Source organism: Streptomyces nymphaeiformis, from assembly GCF_014203895.1.
GTDB classification, from domain to species: domain Bacteria; phylum Actinomycetota; class Actinomycetes; order Streptomycetales; family Streptomycetaceae; genus Streptomyces; species Streptomyces nymphaeiformis.
This window is the reverse complement of the sequence record NZ_JACHJY010000006.1, coordinates 172,391-190,486: the sequence shown is the minus strand read 5'-3', so window position 1 is coordinate 190,486 and position 18,096 is coordinate 172,391. Positions and strand designations below refer to the sequence as shown.

Below are 18,096 nucleotides of genomic sequence, written 5' to 3'. Positions count from 1 at the left end.
TCACGCCACCTTGTCGCAGAGCGGGACTGTCGTGCCGTGCAGCAGGTCCAGCGTCTTCTACCCGGTGGCGGAGACCTCCAGGGTGTAGGCGCCGTCGACCGTGTACAGGCCGCGTGGCACGTTCCCGCCGCCCTCGCCGAAACCCGTGAGGATCGGCCCGACCACGTACCAGGCCTGCGAGCGGTCCGGCCGGACCTCGACGATCGCCCGACCGCTCGCGTCGGCGTCGTACGAGGCGCCGGTCGAGGAGTTGACGACGCGGACCACCAGATCGCCCTTGTACTCGACGACCTTCGTCCCGTCCTCGTACACGGCCGGCGTCCGCCGCACGACCTCGTCGACGACGGGCGAACCCTGCACGGTGAAGTCGCAGCGCGCACCGGTCGGATAGGCCCAGGAAGCGGAGGGGGCGGGCTCCCAGCCGCTGCCGGCCCCGTTCGCGGAGGCGGGTGCGGCGGTGACGAGCAGTGTGCCGACGGCGGTCAGCGACAGCAGAAGGTGACGCTTCATGAGGACTCCTCGAAGGGTGGGGCGAACGCGAACGCCCTGACCTTCCCCTCGCCCTCTGACCACATCCTGACCACCGCCGGGCGTCGGCTCGGCTAGCAGTTGCCCCAGCTGTTGGAGCTGCCGAGGTGGGCGTGACCCGAGTCGCTCGGGGAGGACGTGCCGGCCCGGATGACCTTGACGCTGCCCAAGTAGCCCTCGTACTGCCAGACGCAGGCGTTCAGGCCCGAGGTGCCGTGGTTGTACCAGGACGAGTCGTGGTTGTTGATCGCCCAGGCGGCCCAGGAGGAGTTCGAGCCGGAGAACTTGTACATGTTGCCCTGGTAGTTGATCTGGTCCCACACGCACAGGTAACCGCTCGGGCAGGCGGCCGTGCCCGAGGGTAAGGCGGAGGCGCCGCCGGCGGCGGGGCCTCCGAGGGTGAGGGCCGCGGCGAAACACGCGGTCAGAGCGGACATCAGGGTGCGACGCATGTCGTTCCTCTCGAGAGGTGTGACGAACGGTCTATGCCCGGGGAACGTACCGCTACCGATACGCTCTGCGGTCAGAGCTTTACTCGACGTGGCCAGATCTGGCGGAGAGTCGGCTCGCGACTGCGTCTTGCGACTGTCGGGCGCGCCTGCAGCGCCCATAGGGTGACCGGCACCATGGACTTCGCCCTTCTCGGGCCCTTCGAGGCCCGTCACGAAGGGCGCCGCGTGCGGATCGGCAATCGTCGTCAGGAGCGGTGCCTGCTCGCGATCCTCCTGCTGGAGGCGGGCCGGCCCGTCCCCACCGAACGGCTCGCCGGCCTCCTGTGGAGCAGCGGCGCCCCGCCCGAGACCGCCCGCGCCACCCTCCACACGTACGTCGGCCGCCTGTGGGCCGCGCTCAAGCCGTACGGCGTCACCGTCGAGACCCGGCACGACGGCTACGCGGTCGATCCGACCGAACACGCCGTGGACGTAAGGGAGTTCCTCGGCCTCGCCGCCCCCCGCCGCCTCACCCTCCGCGCCTGCCCGAGCTACGACTGCGGCCGGCTCTTCCTGGAGACGGCGGGCCGCCGCCGCTGGTGCTCCATGGCGACCTGCGGCGGCGGCCGGTCCTGAGTGGACGTGCTCCGGCTCAAGACTCCTGCGTTACCAGCTTTCGATGCCGCTGACCGTCGTGCCGATGATGTCGCACACGCGAGTGACACCGCTGACGTCGAACTTCACGTCGGGAATCGTCACGAACACCTGGTACGCGCCCTTGCTTCCGGGGTGACGCTGGACGGTGTGGCCGTGCCGCTTCGCCAGCATCTTGTCGAGGCGGTTGTTTATCGTCTCGCGGGCGGACTTTCCGGACTTGAACGAACCCACCGGGATGTTCCCGTTCACCGAGCACTCGATCTCCACGACCGCGGTCTTGGCCGCGCCGAGCGACTTGACACGGGCGACGATCTCCACCTGGCCCGATTGACTGGGCATGCGTACCTGCCCGTCGCCGGCCTCGTACTTGCCCATCCCGACGTAGAGCTGGCCGACGCGGCGGCAGAGGTCTTCCTCGGGCACGTCGTCGGAACCGCTGGCGACCTGGATGATCGCCTCGGCTGAGCGCAGCGGGGAGACGAAGTCGATCACTGTCTGGGGTCGCTCGGCCGGTACCTTTGCCGTGGCGCTCTTGTACAGCTCCAGGAGCTGCTCGGATGCGCGGTCGTCGACCCAGTTGGACAGTTCGTGGGCGAGGGTCTCGTGGTTCTTCGTGAAGTTCTCCGGGTTGGGGTCCCGACCCGTGATCAGGAAGAACATCAGCTGAGCGAGGCTGAAGACGTCCACGGTCTCGCTGCGGGCTGTCTTTGCGTTGGGCTCGTACAGCTGCTCGGGAGCGGCGTAGCTCAGCACTCCACCGACGCCGAAGTTGGCTGTCATCGTGCGGTTCGTCTCGTGGTATGCCAGGTCGAAGTCGGTCAGATAGGGCTCCAGGTGTCCATCCGTGCCGTAGGAGATGATGATGTTCTCCGGCTTGATGTCACGGTGCCGGACCTTCTGGGCGTGGGCGTGCTGCACCGTCTCACAGATGTCGATCATGAGGCGCACGATGGCCTCGGCGTTGCCGTTCCGCTCTATGTAGAACTTGCGCATGTTGTCGCCCTGAATGGAGTCCATGCTGAATCCGTAGGGCGCGGCGGTGATCTTGTGCACACGCACGATCCGTGGGTGGTGCAGATCGCGCATGTTGCGGTACCCGTTGCCGAAGCGCTGCACCTTGACGGCGTCGTCGAGCTCATTTCCGTGGAAGAGCTTCACGGCGAAGCGCTCGCCCTGCTCGTTCTCGGCCTCCCACACATGCCCGTAGCCGCCGTGCCCGATATGGCGGATGATCTTGCCGAACCGGGTCTCCTCACCCACGCTGACCTCAGACAGGTGCTTGCGGAACTCCCTGAGCCGGCGGGTTAGGTCGTCCCAGTCCGGGTGGCGGCGTACGTCGGGCAGATCGTGCTCGGTCTCCTCGAACCATTCCACGACCCGCTCGAGTTCGGTCGCGCACCTCTTTGCTCCCCCGGAGAGCCGCACGGTGCGTTCGGTTAGTTCCGCGAGCTGCAGGTAGTAGTACTGGTCGATCAGGTTCTGGGCCTTCGAGAGGACCTGGTTCAGCTCGCTCTTGTCGATCTGACGGCCTTGTCGTGGCTCGAAACCACGACCGATCACGACCGTGCCCGCCACATCTCCCTTGAAGACGGGAGTCTGGATCTCCTCGGGCATGGCGTTGGCGACGTACTCGTAGATGCTCATCAGGGTGACATCGCCATCCCAGTTCACCGCGGCGCCGAGTAGAGCGTCCGTCAACATGTCGGTGAACACGCCCCGCCCGTTCACCTCCTGCGCGCCCTCCTCCGGCCGGCAGGCGGCGAGCACGCAGCGACTCTCGTTGACGGCCCGAACCTCGCGCTCCACGTCGGCGGGGCTGAGCGGGCGGCTGTTCGACCAGGTGAAGGCGGAGCCGGAGTGACAGCAGTCCAGGATGGACACCACGTGATCGAATTTGAGGCTGGCGGACTCCATGAGCTGGGCCAGTTGGGCCAGCGCGATCCCCGGGTCGAAGTTCTCTGCGTCATGCGTCACCAGGTGCCCCGCCTGGCCGAGTACCTGGCCGTGCCCCGCGAAGTAGAAAAGGAGAACGCTCCCCTTCCCGTGGTGCTCGTCGCTGTAGGCGATCTGGTTCAGTTCCCTGAGGATGTTGGCCCGCGTGGCACGGCCGTTCAGCAGGACCAGACTGTCGAAGTCGTACTGGCCTAAGGACAGGCAGGAGGCCACGTCCTTTGCATCGTTGACGCACCCGAAGAGGGGTGCGTCGGCATACGTGTCGATGCCGACGATGACGGCTTTGTTCATGTGTTCCCACCCGCTGGATCCTTCGTGGGCGGGCGGCTGCCCGCCCACGGGAGAGTGACCCTATTGGGCACGGGACTGCGCCACCATAGGCGTGCGCGGTCGTAGTCGGCCGTCTATGCGCTGAGATGCCGGAACGACGCGATGCCGGCGCTTTCGGTCAGCCCTCGGCCTTCGCGACGCCGATCGGGCAGGACAGGCCCGTGCCGCCGATGCCGCAGTAGCCCGCCGGGTTCTTGTCCAGGTACTGCTGGTGGTAGGCCTCCGCCGGGTAGAAGGGGCGGGTCTCGTCGGCCGGGAGCACGTGGGTGGTGATCTCGCCGTAGCCGGAGCCCGTCAGGACCTTCTGGTAGGCCTCGCGGGAGGCCTCGGCCCGGTCCGCCTGGGCGGGGGAGTGGGTGTAGATCGCCGAGCGGTACTGGGTGCCGACGTCGTTGCCCTGGCGGAAGCCCTGCGTGGGGTCGTGGGACTCCCAGAAGAGCTTCAGGAGCGTCTCGTACGAGACCTTCGACGGGTCGAAGACGACGCGGACGACCTCGGTGTGCCCGGTCAGGCCGGAGCAGACCTCCTCGTACGCCGGATTCGGCGTGTAGCCGCCCTGGTAGCCGACGAGGGTCGTCCAGACGCCCTCGGTCTGCCAGAACTTGCGCTCGGCTCCCCAGAAACAGCCCAGCGCGAAGTCCGCGACCTCCAGGCCCTCCGGGTAGGGGCCGAGGAGCGGGTTGCCGAGGACGGTGTGGCGCTCGGGCACGGAGAACTCCGGCTCCGGACGGCCGCGCAGGGCCTGCTCGGGAGTGGGGAGGACGGGGGTGCGGGACAGGAACATGCTGCATCTCTCCTCGACGGTCGGCAGGAGTGTCAACAGTCCGGTGCCGGGCGGGATTCCCGGCCCCGCCCGCCCCGGGTCTCCGCCCCGTCGTCAGCCCCGCTTCTTCAGGACCTCCGCCGCCGTGTAGTCGCGCACCTTCGTGTACCGGGCCTTCGGGTCGCCCGAGTACGTCCACGGCCGGCAGCCGATGTGCCCGTCCACCAGCCGGAACTGGGCCAGCGCCTCCTCGTACCGGTCCTGCCAGTACAGCATCCAGGCCAGCAGGTGCCGGGTCTGCACGATCCGCGGGTCCCGCGCGTCGAGCACCTGCTCGGCCGCCGCCACGTCGGCGAGCGCCGCGTCGGTGGCGGCGACCACCTCGGGCCGGTTGTAGAACTCCTGGGGCTCGATGTCGCTCTCGTACGACTCCTGCTCGAAGTACGCCTCCAGCGGGAACAGCGTGAGCAGCTGCCCCGGCCGGCCCTTCTCCGCCCCGCGCCGGGCGAACGCGAGCGCCGCCTCGTGCGAGCCGCACCACTTGCGGCACCAGTACTGCAGGCCGCTGCCGTACGCCGAGAAGTGGTGGGGGTCGCGCTTCTCGATCTCGGTCCAGATCCTCTCGAACGCCTCGTGCGGGTAGCCGAGTCCCATGGCGAGCGGCAGCTCGTCGATGAACGGGGTCGGGTCGTCGCCCGCCAGCTCCTGCGCCCGCGCGAAGGCCTCACGGGCCTGTTCGAGGACCCGGTGGAAGGAGGCGAACTGCTCCTGGGTGGTGTGCCGGGCCTGCTTGGAGCCGCGGATCTCCCACGCCAGGTAGACCAGCGAGCAGGCGTGCACCGCGGCCGCCGCCGGGTCCTCCGGGCGCTCGCGGCGCCAGGCCAGCAGCCAGGCGTCGTCCTCGACGGCCGCCTCGGCGAGGAGGCTGATGCGGCGGTCGCGCTCGTACCAGTCGCGGCCCGCCTCCTCCACATACGCGGCACCGGCCGCCCAGTCACCGGACCGCACCGTCGCGGTGGCGGCGGCGCGCTCCGGCGACGGCGGGTTGATCTCCTCGACGTCGAGTCGGTCGGCGGGCAGCAGACCGAGGCTCGCGGCGGCCTCGACGTTCTTGTTCCGGGCGGACCCGGCGGTGGAGCTTCCCGAACCGCCGGCCTTCGCCGCGCGGCGGGACTTGAACCAGAAGTAGAGGCAGACCGCGAGCACGGTCAGCGGGATGAGTCGGGCCATCGGGCAGTCGGTTCCTTAGCTGGGGGAGAGGAGAGCGTGAGCTGGGGGGAGAGAGAGGAGGAGAGCGACGCTCAGAGCGGTAGCGGGGCCTGCTGTGACAGCAGCGCCCGCAGCGGGCCCGTGTCCGGCAGGTCCGCCGTCGCCGCGTCGAGGGCGGCCGGCAGCGCGTCCGCCGTGCCGTCGGGCAGCGTCAGGGTGGCGGGGCCGGTCCAGGACAGCTCCCAGCGGGCCCGGCCCGAGCGCAGCAGCTCGTCCGTCACCAGGGCCGACAGGCCCCGGCGCAGCGCGGGCCGGGCGAACTCGCGTGCCGCGCGGCCGGTCGCCGCCGCGGCCTTCTCGGACTTCGGGAGCCGGTCGGCGATCTCCCAGGTCCGGCCCGCGTCGATCGCGTCGAGCAGCGCGGGAAGCGAGCCCGCCCCCGCGCCCGCCGCCGCGCGCAGCTCCTCCGTGCCCCGGGCCACCCGGGCGCTCATCGCCTCGTGGACCAGCTCGGGCCAGTCCAGGCGGCGCATGTGCTGGGCCTCCGGGGTGAGGGACACGTCCTCGATCGCGCCGAGGGCGGCCTCGGGCGAGGTCAGCAGCCCGAGCGCGGGTCCGGAGCCCTCCGTGGCGCGGCCGTCGTCGGGGAGCGCCTCGATGCGGGCGACGCGCTCGGCGACCGGCGGGTGCGAGTCGTACGGGGAGGCCGGCTCGTCGGGGAGTTCCTCGCACAGCCCGGCCACCTCGTCGGCGCGGGCCGCGAGGAGGTGCCGCAGGCCGCCGAAGACCTCGCCGCGCGCCGGCAGGAGCCCGAAGTCGGTGCCGAGGGCGGCGTACGACGACAGGTAGTGGTCGTTGGCGGCGTCGATCGCGGGGATGGAGCGCAGGGCCCGCGCGGTGGCGTCGCGGCCCGCGATCCGGGCGGCGGCGAGGTCGGCGGCGAGCTCCTGGCGGCGGGCGCCGGAGGTGGTGGAGCGCAGGTAGAGCCGGCCGTACGCGCTGTAGATCCTCGCCATGGTGCGGTAGGTGACGCCGGCGCCCTCGGTGTCGATCTCCTTGGCCTTCTTGCCGCGGGCGATCCGCTTCTCGGACTTGCGCTCCTGGCGGGCCCGCTCCTTGTCGACCTTGGCGTCGGCCTTGGCGTGGAACAGCTCGATCATGCGACCGACCTGGACCCGCCCGCGCACGCCGAGGCCGGCGAGCCGGGTGTCGGAGTTGACGTAGTGGCCCAGCTCGTGGGCGAGGACGGCGCGCAGTCCCGCCTCGTCGAGCCCGGCCATCAGGGGCAGGCCCAGGTACAGCCTGCGGACCCCGCCGAGGAGGCCGAGGAGGCGGGCGTCCTCGGTGACGGCGGCGTTGACGTCGGCGGTCAGCCGGATCTCGTCGGGGGCGCGGGTGCCGACCTCGCGGGCCAGCTCGCGGACGGTCGCCCACAGGCGCGGTTCGTCGGCCTCGGTGACGAGGACGCCGCCGGGCTCCTCGTCGCGCGGGGTGCGCAGCATCGCCATGCCCCGTACGACGGGGATCGCGAGGAGTACGGAGACGATGAGGACCTTGATGCGGATCGCGGCCGGCGCCCACAGGACGACGGCCCAGTCGGCGGCGCCGAGCAGGGCGAGCAGGCCGAGGCCGAGCAGATAGAAACCGGAGAGCAGTACGAGCGCGCGCACGGCACGCAGGGTCGCGCCCATCGGGCAGAGTCCCCCCACGGGAAAGGATCGGCGAGACGCCGAAAAACAACTGTTCGAAGTGCGTGGGGGGAGTGCGGAGTATCGCGTACGGGCGAGTACGGCGTCCACTCGGTTTCGGTCGCCGCGATCACATCCGTCAGGTCGCCCGGAGCCGAGCCCGTCCGCCGGTAGGAGCAGGTCAGCGCGGCAGCGTCGCCGGGCTGCCGCCGTTCGCCTCGTAGCCGGCGACCGCCAGGTTCCGGAAGACGGTGAACTCCGCCGCCGGGTCGCCGCTCAGCGTCCACGGCACCGCGCCCACGTGCCCGTCGACCCGCACCAACTGGTGCATGGCCTCGGCCCAGCGCTCCGAGCGGACGAGGAACCAGACGAGGAGATGGCGGACGTGCGCCAGCATCGGGTCGGCGGGGCGGGCCGAGTGGACCGCGTACAGCGCGCCGTCCATCGCCTTCGACACCACCGCCGTACGCCAGAAGTCCTGCACGAGCACCACGTCCGGCACGTGCTCGAACACCGCGAACAGCGGCAGCGCGGCGAGCAGCGAGCCGCGCGGGGCGCGCGCCGCGGCCGTCGTCGCGAAGTGGTCGGCCTCCTCGCGCGAACCGTGCCACTTCTCGCACCAGTAGTGCAGGGCCGCCAGGTGCGCCCCCATGTGCTCCGGCGCGCGGTCGATCACCTTCGCCCACACCTGGTCGAACTCCTCGTGCCCGTACCCGAGTCCGCGCGCCACCGCGAGCCGCGTGATGTACGGGACGGGGTCGCCGGGGGCGAGCAGCGCCGCCTCCTCGGTGACCTTGAGGGCCTCCTCCAGGATGATCCGGAAGTCGTCGGTCCCGGCCGAGGAGGAGCGCCACGCCTGCTGCACCAGGAACTCGGCGTGCACGGCCGCGCCGCCCGCGTCCTTCGGGGCCTCCGCCCGCCAGGTCCGCAGCCACGCGCCGCCGACGCCGGGCCGCTCCTGGAGCTCCAGGGAGGCCGCGCCCGCGAAGGCCTGCACGCGCTGCCAGCGGACCTCGCCCTCCGCGCCGGTGGCGGCGAGCAGCCGCGAGGCCGGCCGCCAGTCCTGGGTGGCCTGCACGACGTCGAGGACGTGGAGGAGTTCGTCGTCGGCGCCCGGCAGCCGCACGTCCTGGTCCTCCTGCCGGACGAATCCGTACGCCTCCGGGTCCGCCGCGTCCGGGGCCCCCGGCGCGACCTGCCGGATCCCGGCGCCGCCCCTGCGGCGCAGCACGAAGGGACCGAGGACGCCGAAGAGCAGGCCGAGCGCGATCAGGAACCAGAGAATGTCCATGTGTCCATTGTCCAGGACACCCGGTGAGACGTTTGAAGCGGCGGGAGGCGTACGGGACTACGCTCCTGACCCATGAGCGACCAGCACTCCCATCAGAGTTTCGAGACCCGCGCGATCCACGCGGGCAACACCGCCGACCCGCTGACCGGCGCGGTCGTCCCGCCCATCTACCAGGTGTCCACCTACAAGCAGGACGGCGTGGGCGGGCTGCGCGGCGGTTACGAGTACAGCCGCAGCGCCAACCCCACCCGTACGGCCCTGGAGGAGAACCTCGCGGCCCTCGAAGGCGGCCGCCGCGGTCTCGCCTTCGCCTCCGGCCTCGCCGCCGAGGACTGCCTGCTGCGCACGCTCCTCGTGCCCGGCGACCACGTGGTCATCCCGAACGACGCCTACGGCGGCACGTTCCGGCTGTTCGCGAAGGTCGTGCAGCGCTGGGGCGTCGACTTCTCCGTCGCGGACACCTCCGACATCGAGTCGGTGCGCGCCGCGGTCAACGACCGCACGAAGCTGATCTGGGTCGAGACCCCGTCGAACCCGCTGCTCGGCATCACCGACATCGAGGCCGTCGCCGGCGTCGCCCGCCAGGCCGGCGTGAAGCTCGTCGTCGACAACACCTTCGCCTCCCCGTACCTCCAGCAGCCGCTGGCGCTCGGCGCGGACGTCGTCGTGCACTCGCTCACCAAGTACATGGGCGGCCACTCCGACGTCGTCGGCGGCGCCCTGGTCACCGCGGACGAGGCGCTCGGCGAGGAACTCGCGTACCACCAGAACGCGATGGGCGCGGTCGCCGGTCCCTTCGACTCGTGGATCGTGCTGCGCGGCATCAAGACCCTCGCCGTGCGCATGGACCGCCACAGCGAGAACGCCGAGAAGATCGTCGAGATGCTGACCCAGCACCCGAAGGTCACCCAGGTCCTCTACCCGGGCCTCCCGGAGCACCCGGGCCACGAGATCGCGGCCAAGCAGATGCGGTCCTTCGGCGGCATGATCTCCTTCCGCGTGCAGGGCGGCGAGGAGGCGGCGGTCGAGGTCTGCAACCGCGCGAAGCTCTTCACCCTCGGTGAGTCGCTCGGCGGAGTCGAGTCCCTCATCGAGCACCCGGGCCGGATGACCCACGCGTCCGTGGCGGGCTCCGCCCTGGAGGTCCCGGCCGACCTCGTGCGCGTCTCGGTGGGCATCGAGAACGTCGAGGACCTGCTCGCCGACCTGCGTCAGGCGCTGGGCTAGTCCCGCGCGCTGTGACGGCCGGGCCTCCCGGCCGTCACAGCCCGTCGAGCGGCGGGGTCGTCTCCGCCGGCGGGACCTCCCACGGGTGCGTGATCGACGCCCACACCACGAAGGCGAGCGCGGCGACCGCGCCCAGGGCCCACAGCACGCGCCGTACCCGCCGGGCGTGCCGGCGCAGCCGGGCCCCGCGCTCGGCGGCCCGCAGCGCGAGGTCCCGCGGAACCGTCGGATGCGGCGTGTCGAGCAACCGCCGCACCGCCGCCTCCTTGTCCTCGTACCGGCTCATGAGCGGACCTCGCGCCGGCTGTACGCGGCGGTCCCGCGCCGGCGCCGCGCGGCACGCATGCGCCTGCCGTACTCGGCGGCCGTGCGCCGACTCCTCGCGGCGTCCTCGTACCCGCTCATGCGGCGGCCCCGGTGTCCCGGCGGGCCGTGCTCCTCAGCGTCGCGACCGAGCGGGCGCAGATCGCGCGGACGCGGGGCTCCGACAGGCCCAGCAGGGCCGCCACCTGCTCCTCCGCGACGCCCTCGTACAGCCGCAGGACGACGACGAGGCGTTCCTGCGGGGAGAGCACGGCGAGCACCCCGCCCTGGCCGCCGTGGTGGCGCCAGGCGGTGCGGGCGAAGCGGGCGGCGAGATCGCGGCGCGCGAGGTCGTACGGGTCCTCGTCGCGCAGCCGGTCCCACACCGCGTACGTATGAGCGAGCGCCGTGGTCAACAGGGCCTGGGCGTACGGGTTGCGGGCGCGGGTCTCGGCGGTGAGCAGCGTCGCGGCGTGCAGCAGCCGGCCCGCCGCCCCGGCCACGAACGCGTCGAACTCCCGGGTGCGGTGGGCGTGTTCGGCACTCCGCCCGCGCTGCTGCTCTCGCACCTCCTCATCTGAGGACAGTGCGGGTGCGGGGTCAAGAGGTCTGCGCGGACTCGCTCCCGGTCGCGGCCGGCGCGTGGCCGGCGTGCCCCGACTGCCGTGCGGACAGGGCGGTGTTGAAGCGGGTGAGCAGGGTGCAGAAGGACTCCCGCTCGTCCGGCGTCCAGCCCTCCGTGACCTCGACCATCAGCTGGCGGCGCGAGGAGCGGACCTCCTCCAGGCGGGCCAGGCCGCGCGGCGAGAGCTGCAGGACGACCGCCCGCCCGTCCTCCGGGTGCGAGGTCCGCTTCACCAGGCCGGTGTCGACGAGCGGGGCGACCTGGCGGGTCACGGTGGACGAGTCGATCCCCATGCCCGCCGCGAGCGCCTTCACCCCCATCGGCCCTTCCTGGTCGAGGCGGTTGAGGAGGAGGTACGCCGCCCGGTCCATCGAGTTGCGGAGCTGGCCGGTGCCGCCGAGGCGGGTCTGCTCGGCGCGCCGGGCGAAGACGGCCACCTGGTGCTGGAGGGCATCGAGGAGACCGGGGTCGAGCGCAGTCGTCATGTCCTGGGAATGGGGCATGGCTGTGGGTCTCTCTCGTGCGGGGGAGGTCGGTCGGTGGGGGACAGAGTACGCGGCCCCGCCGGGGTCCGTACCTGCGCTGCGCAAACCTGTTCGGCGGCCCGCCCGCCGGGCGGCCACGGGGGCCGTGAGCTGCGAGACTTGCTGTCATGAGCTTCCGTATGCCACACCCCTTGCACCGGCTGATGCTCGACGACGTGCGCGGGGCGCAGAAGATGCTGGCCGGGGTGGCCAGGGTGACGGCGATGGAGGGCAGCCGCCATCTGTCCTCGCTGGTGGGGGCCCCGGTCCACCTCAAGTGCGAGAACCTCCAGCGGACCGGTTCCTTCAAACTGCGCGGGGCGTACGTACGGATCGCCGGGCTGCGGCCCGAGGAGCGGGCGGTCGGGGTCGTCGCGGCCTCCGCGGGCAACCACGCGCAGGGCGTCGCGCTCGCCTCGCAACTGCTCGGGGTGCACGCCACCGTCTTCATGCCGGTCGGCGCCCCGCTGCCGAAGGTCGCGGCGACCCGGCAGTACGGCGCCGACGTCCGGATGCACGGCCACGTCGTCGACGAGACGCTCGCGGCGGCGGAGGAGTACGCCCTGAGGACCGGCGCGGTCTTCATCCACCCCTTCGACCACCCCGACATCATCGCCGGTCAGGGCACGGTCGGCCTGGAGATCCTGGAGCAGTGCCCCGAGGTGCGGACGGTCCTCGTCGGCATCGGCGGCGGCGGACTCGCGGCCGGCATCGGGCTCGCGGTGAAGTCGCTGCGCCCCGACGTGAAGGTGATCGGCGTCCAGGCGGAGGGCGCGGCCGCCTACCCGCCCTCGCTGGCCGCCGGGCACCCGGTGGTGATCGACTCGCCGGTGACGATGGCGGACGGGATCAAGGTCGGACGCCCGGGCGACGTGCCGTTCGCCCTGGTACAGGAGTACGTCGACGAGGTACGCACGGTCTCCGAGGACGCGCTCTCCTCGGCGCTGCTGCTCTGCCTGGAGCGGGCCAAGCTGGTGGTCGAACCGGCCGGCGCGAGCCCGGTGGCGGCCCTCCTCTCCGACCCGAAGTCCTTCGAGGGGCCGGTCGTCGCGGTCCTCTCCGGCGGGAACGTCGACCCGCTGCTCCTCCAGCGGATCCTGCGCCACGGCATGGCAGCCGGAGGCCGCTACCTGAGCCTGCGGCTGCGCGTCACGGACCGGCCGGGGGCGCTCGCGACCCTGCTCGCGGTCCTGACGGTGGTCGACGCGAACGTCCTGGACGTCAGCCACGTACGGACCGATCCGCGCCTGGGCCTGACGGAGGCGGAGGTCGAGCTGCACCTGGAGACGAAGGGCCCGGAGCACTGCCGTGAGGTGGAGGAGGCGCTGCGGGACGCCGGGTACACGGTGCTCGGCTGACGCCCCCGCGCACGCCTCCTCCGCCTCTACGGCTCCTGGCCCCTACGCCTCCTCCGCCTGTACGGGGCTCCTGCCCCCCGCGCGCCCCCTCCGGCCTGTACGGGCGCTCCTGCCCCTACGCCTCCTCCGCCCTGTACGGGGGGCCTCCTGCCCCCACGCCCCCTCCGCCCCCGTACGCCGCCTCAGAGGCCCTTGCGCCCCCGCGCCGCCCTGTTGAGGACGGTCACCAGCCCGCCGCCGACCAGCGCCCCCGCCGCGAGCAGGCCGAGCGGTCGGCCGAGGCCCAGCGGGTCGGACTCCTGCCGGGGTGCCGGGACCGCGGGGACGAGGCCGGGCTCCCCGCCCCGTACCCCTTCGTGCGCGGCGGCGGCCGCCGCCCGCGCGGCCGTCTCGTGCGCGAGGGAGCGCTCCAGACGGCGCAGCAGCGGGCCCGGGTCCGTTCCGGCGGCCGCGGCGAACTCCTCGACCGCGACCCGGGTCGGCAACTGCTTCTGGTTCAGGAACCGTTCCCAGGAGGAGCGGCTGTAGTGGGTGCGCTGCGCGAGCTTGCCGTAGCTCAGCTCCGTGGCGAGCTTGATGCGGCGCATCTCGGCGGCCAGCTCGGCCCACGGGGTCGTCGCGTCGCAGCCCGCGCAGCCGGAGCAGCCCGGGTCGTCCGCCGCCCCCGTCCCGCCGGTCACCCCGGCTCCACCCGTCCCGCCGGTCACCCCGGCTCCGCCCGTCCTGCCCGTCCCCCCGGCTGCCCCCGCCCCTCCGGTCCTGCCCGTCCCGCTCGTCCCGCTGGTTCTGCTCGTGCCGTGTGCGCCGACCGTCATCGCGTGCTCCCCGTTAGTCGTGCTCCGTGCCAGGACCCCAGCTTCGCCCCCGGGTCCAACGGCCCGCCAACAGCACGCCAACGGGTGTCCCGGGCCGCCGCCCCGGGACGGCCGGGACGGGGCGGGTGGTTGCCCCGGGCCACGGACTCACCGGGCGAGGGCCGCCGCGAAATCCTAGGATCGGGGGGATAAGCCCGAAATCTTCCTGGGAGTATCCACATGCCAGGCGCGATCTACGCCGAGGGTCTGGTGAAGACCTTCGGGGACGTACGAGCACTGGACGGAGTGGACCTGGACGTGCCGGAGGGCACGGTCCTGGGTCTCCTCGGCCCGAACGGCGCGGGGAAGACGACCACCGTGCGGGTCCTGACGACCCTGATCAGACCCGACAGCGGCAGGGCCGTCGTCGCCGGGATCGACGTCCTCCGGCACCCCAACGAGGTCCGCCGCTCGATCGGTCTCTCGGGCCAGTTCGCGGCCGTCGACGAGTACCTCACCGGCCGCGAGAACCTCCAGATGGTGGGGCAGCTCTACCAGATGAAGGCGAAGGCCGCGAAGGCCCGGGCCGGGGAGCTGCTCGACCGGTTCCACCTCGCCGACGCCGCCGACCGCACGGCCAGGACGTACTCCGGGGGCATGCGCCGCCGCCTCGACCTCGCGGCGGCGCTCGTCGTCTCCCCGCCGGTCATGTTCATGGACGAGCCGACCACCGGCCTCGACCCGCGCAACCGGCAGGAGCTCTGGGAGGTCATCAAGGAGCTCGTCTCCGGCGGTACGACCCTGCTCCTCACCACCCAGTACCTGGAGGAGGCCGACCACCTCGCCCACGACATCTGCGTCGTCGACCACGGCAGGGTCATCGCCCGCGGCACCTCCGACCAGCTCAAGGACCAGACGGGCGGCGAGCGCGTCGAGGTCGTCGTGCACGAGCCCGAGATGATCGACGGTGCCCGGGACGTCCTCGCCCGCTACGGCGTGGCGGGCATCGGCCACGGCGAGGTCTCCGTCGAGGAGCACATCCGCAAGCTCACCGTCCCCGTCACCGGCGGCGCCAAGCTGCTCGCCGAGGTCATACGCGACCTGGACGCCGTCGGCGTCGAGATCGACGACATCGGCCTGCGCCGCCCGACCCTCGACGACGTCTTCCTCTCCCTCACCGGCCACGTGGCCGACCGGGGCGAGGAGGAGGACGGGAGCGCGCCGGACGGCAAGGACGGCAAGGACAGGAAGAGCCGGAAGGAGGCCGTGAAGTGACCATCGTCCTGGGGTCGGCCGACGGGCTGAACGCTCCGCGCCCGCGCGGCGGGATCGTCCAGTCCATGAACGACTCGCTCGTGATCGCGCGCCGCAACCTGATCAAGATGTCCCGGATCCCCGAGGTGATCATCTTCGGGCTCATCCAGCCGATCATGTTCGTGGTGCTGTTCAGCTACGTCTTCGGCGGCTCGATGCAGATCGGCACCTCGACCTCGCCGGCCGTCTACCGCGAGTTCCTGATGGCCGGCATCTTCGCCCAGACCGTCACCTTCGCCACGGCGGGGGCGGGCGCGGGCATCGCCGACGACATGCACAAGGGCCTGATCGACCGCTTCCGCTCCCTGCCGATGGCCCGTGGCGCGGTCCTCACCGGCCGTACGTTCGCCGATCTCGTCCAGACGACGCTCACCCTCGTCGTCCTCACGGTCGTCGCGCTCCTCGTCGGCTGGCGCATCCACGAGGGCGTCCCCAAGGCGCTGGGCGCCTACGCCCTCCTGCTCCTCCTCGGTTACGCCTTCTCCTGGATCGGCGCGCTGATCGGCCTCTCGGTCCGCACCCCCGAGGCGGCGACCTCGGGCGGGCTGATCTGGCTCTTCCCCGTCACGTTCATCTCGAACGCGTTCGTGGACTCCAGCAACCTGCCCTCCTGGCTCCAGCCCATCGCCGAGTGGAACCCGTTCAGCGCGACCGTCCAGGCCTGCCGCGTCCTCTTCGGCAACCCCGGCGTCTCCACCTCCGACGCGTGGCCGATGCAGCACCCGGTGTGGGCCTCGCTGCTCTGGTCGATCCTGATCATCGTGGTCTTCCGGACGCTGTCGGTACGGAAGTACCGCTCGGCGACGGGGTGAGGCCCCGGTCGCGTCACGGCAGGTAGCCGGAGACGACGAGGCCGTCGGGGAGCCGGAGGAACACCGCCCCTCCGGCGGCCAGGACCTCTCCGGCGTGTGTCGGGGCCGGGAAGTCGTCGGGCGGGTTGGGCTGGTAGTCCTTGACGTCGTCCACGGAGGAGGAGCCCGCCGCCGGATACGACGTCACCCCCTCCGAGTCCACCGCCAGCACCCGGTCCCCCGCGAGGTAGACCTGCTCGCCCGACGGAGCCCGCCACCGCTCCCGGCCGCTCCCCAGGTCGTACGTGACCAGCGTCCCGCCGTCGTCGATCAGGGCGACGAGCCCGTCCGCGCGGACCGCCGGCCTGGTCGTCACCCCGTGCGCCAGGGTGCGGCGGGCCTTCAGCGTCCGGGCGTCCAGGACGATCACGTCCCCGTCCGCACGGCCCGCGCAGAGCACGCTCCCGCTCTTCGCGTGGACGGTGAGGGTGCCGCAGCCCTCCCGGCCCCGGGCCACCACCTCACCGGACCGGCCGTCGACCGCCAGCACCCGGTCCATGCCGAGCGGGACGAGCACCGTCCCCGCCCCCGCCACCAGCTGCTCCGGCACCCCGTCGAGCGGAGTGCGCCACAGCGTCGTGCGGTCCTTGAGCCGTACGGCGGTCACGAGCCCCTTCCCGTCCTCCCGCGCGCCGAAGTACGCCGAGTACAGGACGCCGTCCACCAGATCGGTGCTCTTCACGGCCCAGTCGCCGTCGGGGACCGGGATCACGCCCCGCTCCCCGCCGTCCGCGAGGCCGTACGCGTGGATCCCGTCCAGGTCCGTCAGGTACACGGTGTCGTCGACCACCGCCGGATACATGGGCCCCACCGGCGAGGTGTCGCGCCGGCCCGGCACCGCCCACAACTGCTTGCCGTCCGAGGCGCGCAGCCCGACGGCGGAGCCCCCGGTACCCGCGCAGACCAGTACCTTCGGCGAGAGCGCGCATGCGCCGGTGCCCGGCTCGACCTTCGTCGTCCAGGGCGACCAGCCCGCCGGGCGGTACGCGCGGTCCGTACCCGCCGTGCCGAAGTCGCCGGTACGGCCCGTGCCGCCGTACGGCAGGACGACCCGGCTCAGCGTCGCCGGAGCGGCGGTACCGGTGCCCGTGCCCGGAGCCCCGGCGGACGGCCCGCCCGACGGGCCGGCCCGCTCGTCCGTACGGTTCAGCAGCACCACGCCCGCCGTCGCGAGCACGGCCACGGCCACCGCACCCGCCACCACCGCGCCCCACGGACGCCGCCGCTCCCCGCCCGCGACCGGGTCGGCGGGCGGCCGGGCGGTCATGGCGGTGGGGGAGTACGGCACCACGGGCGCGAGCGTCGGCAGGTCCGCGACGCCCGTGCCGGAGGCCGCCGCCTCCCCGACCTGCCGGGCGGCCTCCCCGTACTCGGCGAGCAGCGAGAGCACCCCGCCGGGCCACGGAAAGACCTCGGGAGCGCCGCCGCCCAGCAGCCCGGCCAGCTCCGCCGCCGAGGGCCGCTCGGCAGGGTCGAGCCGCAGACAGCGTTCCACGACCGGCCGCAGCTCCTCCGGCACCCCGCCGAGCTCGGCCTCGGCCCGGCTGATCCGGTAGATCACGGCCGCCATCTCGTCGTCGTGGAAGGGCCCCCGGCCGCTCGCCGCGAACGCGAGCACCGCGCCCAGGCAGAACACGTCCGAGGCGGGCACCACCGCCCGGCTCCCCACCAGGTGCTCCGGCGACATGAACCCGGGGGAGCCCACCACCAGGCCGGTCGAGGTCAGCGCCGTCGCCTCGAAGGCCTGTGCGATGCCGAAGTCGATCAGCTTGGGCCCGGTCGCGCCGAGCAGCACGTTCGCCGGCTTGAGGTCCCGGTGCAGCACCTGCACCGCGTGCACGTCCGCCAGCGCCCCGGCGAGGGCGACCCCGAGCGCCCGCACGGCCGCGACGGGCAGCGCTCCGGACCGTACGACCGCCTCGGCGAGCGAAGGCCCCGGCACGTACTCGGTCGCCAGCCACGGCGAGGGCGCGTCGGCGTCCGCGTCCACGAGCCGCGCCACGCCCGGCCCGTCCACGGTCCGCGCCGCCACGATCTCCCGCCGGAACCGGGTCCTGAAGTCCCCGTCGACCTCCAGGTCCTCCCGTACGGTCTTCACGGCGACCATCCCGTACGGATCGGCCGTCGGCCGGTCCGCCCGGCAGGCGAGGTGCACCTCGCCCATGCCGCCCGCGCCGAGGCGGGCGAGCAGCCGGTAGGGGCCGACGAGTCGCGCGGGCTGCCCCGTGGGCAGGGCTTCCAGCACGGCGC

Annotated in this window: 17 protein-coding genes; 5 read left to right on the top strand and 12 right to left on the bottom strand. The window is 72.5% G+C overall.

Going from position 1 to position 18,096, the window contains the following annotated elements; all coding sequences use genetic code 11:
* Positions 1 to 57: 57 nt before the first annotated feature.
* Together GGE06_RS21430 and GGE06_RS21425 are read right to left on the bottom strand one after the other, a co-directional pair.
* Positions 58 to 510 (bottom strand): hypothetical protein, encoded by a 453-nt coding sequence (locus tag GGE06_RS21430; protein ID WP_184931479.1) that lies wholly within the window; start codon positions 508 to 510, stop codon positions 58 to 60.
* 92 nt (positions 511 to 602) lie between these two features.
* Positions 603 to 980 (bottom strand): peptidase inhibitor family I36 protein, encoded by a 378-nt coding sequence (locus GGE06_RS21425; RefSeq protein ID WP_181924532.1) that lies wholly within the window; start codon positions 978 to 980, stop codon positions 603 to 605.
* A gap of 174 nt (positions 981 to 1,154) precedes the next feature.
* Here GGE06_RS21425 and GGE06_RS21420 point away from each other — a divergent pair, with 174 nt between their 5' ends.
* Complete coding sequence (locus GGE06_RS21420; protein ID WP_184931478.1) at positions 1,155 to 1,595, top strand: AfsR/SARP family transcriptional regulator; 441 nt, start codon at positions 1,155 to 1,157, stop codon at positions 1,593 to 1,595.
* A gap of 30 nt (positions 1,596 to 1,625) precedes the next feature.
* Here GGE06_RS21420 and GGE06_RS21415 read toward each other — a convergent pair whose 3' ends face one another.
* The 5 genes from GGE06_RS21415 to GGE06_RS21395 form a co-directional block, all read right to left on the bottom strand.
* The gene (locus GGE06_RS21415; RefSeq protein WP_184931477.1) at positions 1,626 to 3,860 is read right to left on the bottom strand and encodes a protein kinase domain-containing protein; all 2,235 of its coding nucleotides are present in this window, start codon (positions 3,858 to 3,860) and stop codon (positions 1,626 to 1,628) included.
* 157 nt (positions 3,861 to 4,017) lie between these two features.
* Positions 4,018 to 4,683 carry a peptide-methionine (S)-S-oxide reductase MsrA gene (msrA, locus tag GGE06_RS21410; protein WP_184931476.1) on the bottom strand — a complete coding sequence of 222 codons (666 nt, stop codon included), beginning with the start codon at positions 4,681 to 4,683 and terminating at the stop codon, positions 4,018 to 4,020.
* A 93-nt stretch (positions 4,684 to 4,776) separates the two neighbouring features.
* Positions 4,777 to 5,892 (bottom strand): DUF4034 domain-containing protein, encoded by a 1,116-nt coding sequence (locus tag GGE06_RS21405; RefSeq protein ID WP_184931475.1) that lies wholly within the window; start codon positions 5,890 to 5,892, stop codon positions 4,777 to 4,779.
* Between the two features lie 71 nt (positions 5,893 to 5,963).
* Complete coding sequence (locus tag GGE06_RS21400; RefSeq protein ID WP_116159157.1) at positions 5,964 to 7,562, bottom strand: M48 family metallopeptidase; 1,599 nt, start codon at positions 7,560 to 7,562, stop codon at positions 5,964 to 5,966.
* Positions 7,563 to 7,740: 178 nt separating this feature from the next.
* On the bottom strand, positions 7,741 to 8,850 hold the full coding sequence (locus GGE06_RS21395) for a hypothetical protein (RefSeq protein WP_184931474.1): 1,110 nt from the start codon (positions 8,848 to 8,850) through the stop codon (positions 7,741 to 7,743).
* Between the two features lie 72 nt (positions 8,851 to 8,922).
* On the opposite strand from GGE06_RS21395, the gene GGE06_RS21390 reads away from it, so the two are divergent.
* Positions 8,923 to 10,077, top strand: a complete 1,155-nt coding sequence (locus tag GGE06_RS21390; protein ID WP_116159155.1) for a cystathionine gamma-synthase — start codon at positions 8,923 to 8,925, stop codon at positions 10,075 to 10,077.
* 34 nt (positions 10,078 to 10,111) lie between these two features.
* On the opposite strand, the gene GGE06_RS21385 is transcribed toward GGE06_RS21390, so the two are convergent.
* The 3 genes from GGE06_RS21385 to GGE06_RS21375 form a co-directional block, all read right to left on the bottom strand.
* Entirely contained in the window at positions 10,112 to 10,363 is a 252-nt protein-coding gene (locus GGE06_RS21385; RefSeq protein WP_116159154.1) for a hypothetical protein, read from the bottom strand.
* 115 nt (positions 10,364 to 10,478) lie between these two features.
* On the bottom strand, positions 10,479 to 10,949 hold the full coding sequence (locus GGE06_RS21380) for a sigma factor-like helix-turn-helix DNA-binding protein (protein WP_116159153.1): 471 nt from the start codon (positions 10,947 to 10,949) through the stop codon (positions 10,479 to 10,481).
* Between the two features lie 31 nt (positions 10,950 to 10,980).
* Positions 10,981 to 11,508, bottom strand: a complete 528-nt coding sequence (locus tag GGE06_RS21375; RefSeq protein WP_181924531.1) for a MarR family winged helix-turn-helix transcriptional regulator — start codon at positions 11,506 to 11,508, stop codon at positions 10,981 to 10,983.
* Between the two features lie 149 nt (positions 11,509 to 11,657).
* On the opposite strand from GGE06_RS21375, the gene ilvA reads away from it, so the two are divergent.
* Positions 11,658 to 12,887 carry a threonine ammonia-lyase gene (gene ilvA, locus GGE06_RS21370; protein ID WP_184931473.1) on the top strand — a complete coding sequence of 410 codons (1,230 nt, stop codon included), beginning with the start codon at positions 11,658 to 11,660 and terminating at the stop codon, positions 12,885 to 12,887.
* A gap of 182 nt (positions 12,888 to 13,069) precedes the next feature.
* On the opposite strand, the gene GGE06_RS43480 is transcribed toward ilvA, so the two are convergent.
* Complete coding sequence (locus GGE06_RS43480; protein WP_181924530.1) at positions 13,070 to 13,567, bottom strand: helix-turn-helix domain-containing protein; 498 nt, start codon at positions 13,565 to 13,567, stop codon at positions 13,070 to 13,072.
* A gap of 354 nt (positions 13,568 to 13,921) precedes the next feature.
* On the opposite strand from GGE06_RS43480, the gene GGE06_RS21360 reads away from it, so the two are divergent.
* Both GGE06_RS21360 and GGE06_RS21355 read left to right on the top strand, forming a co-directional pair.
* Positions 13,922 to 14,956, top strand: a complete 1,035-nt coding sequence (locus tag GGE06_RS21360) for an ATP-binding cassette domain-containing protein (RefSeq protein ID WP_116159149.1) — start codon at positions 13,922 to 13,924, stop codon at positions 14,954 to 14,956.
* A gap of 65 nt (positions 14,957 to 15,021) precedes the next feature.
* A complete protein-coding gene (locus GGE06_RS21355; protein WP_181924859.1) occupies positions 15,022 to 15,807 on the top strand; it encodes an ABC transporter permease in 786 nt (261 codons plus the stop codon).
* A gap of 13 nt (positions 15,808 to 15,820) precedes the next feature.
* Here the strand turns inward: GGE06_RS21355 and GGE06_RS21350 are convergent, their stop codons facing one another.
* Complete coding sequence (locus GGE06_RS21350; RefSeq protein ID WP_184931472.1) at positions 15,821 to 18,091, bottom strand: serine/threonine-protein kinase; 2,271 nt, start codon at positions 18,089 to 18,091, stop codon at positions 15,821 to 15,823.
* Positions 18,092 to 18,096 lie beyond the last annotated feature (5 nt).

Coding starts and splice junctions, on each gene's coding strand:
- GGE06_RS21395 (WP_184931474.1), bottom strand. CDS start 8,850: ATGGACATTCTCTGGTTCCTGATCGCGCTCGGCCTGCTCTTCGGCGTC.
- GGE06_RS21355 (WP_181924859.1), top strand. CDS start 15,022: ATGAACGACTCGCTCGTGATCGCGCGCCGCAACCTGATCAAGATGTCC.
- GGE06_RS21385 (WP_116159154.1), bottom strand. CDS start 10,363: ATGAGCCGGTACGAGGACAAGGAGGCGGCGGTGCGGCGGTTGCTCGAC.
- GGE06_RS21430 (WP_184931479.1), bottom strand. CDS start 510: ATGAAGCGTCACCTTCTGCTGTCGCTGACCGCCGTCGGCACACTGCTC.
- GGE06_RS21425 (WP_181924532.1), bottom strand. CDS start 980: ATGCGTCGCACCCTGATGTCCGCTCTGACCGCGTGTTTCGCCGCGGCC.
- ilvA (WP_184931473.1), top strand. CDS start 11,658: ATGAGCTTCCGTATGCCACACCCCTTGCACCGGCTGATGCTCGACGAC.
- GGE06_RS21405 (WP_184931475.1), bottom strand. CDS start 5,892: ATGGCCCGACTCATCCCGCTGACCGTGCTCGCGGTCTGCCTCTACTTC.
- GGE06_RS21415 (WP_184931477.1), bottom strand. CDS start 3,860: ATGAACAAAGCCGTCATCGTCGGCATCGACACGTATGCCGACGCACCC.
- GGE06_RS21420 (WP_184931478.1), top strand. CDS start 1,155: ATGGACTTCGCCCTTCTCGGGCCCTTCGAGGCCCGTCACGAAGGGCGC.
- GGE06_RS21390 (WP_116159155.1), top strand. CDS start 8,923: ATGAGCGACCAGCACTCCCATCAGAGTTTCGAGACCCGCGCGATCCAC.
- GGE06_RS21360 (WP_116159149.1), top strand. CDS start 13,922: ATGCCAGGCGCGATCTACGCCGAGGGTCTGGTGAAGACCTTCGGGGAC.
- msrA (WP_184931476.1), bottom strand. CDS start 4,683: ATGTTCCTGTCCCGCACCCCCGTCCTCCCCACTCCCGAGCAGGCCCTG.
- GGE06_RS21400 (WP_116159157.1), bottom strand. CDS start 7,562: ATGGGCGCGACCCTGCGTGCCGTGCGCGCGCTCGTACTGCTCTCCGGT.
- GGE06_RS21375 (WP_181924531.1), bottom strand. CDS start 11,508: ATGCCCCATTCCCAGGACATGACGACTGCGCTCGACCCCGGTCTCCTC.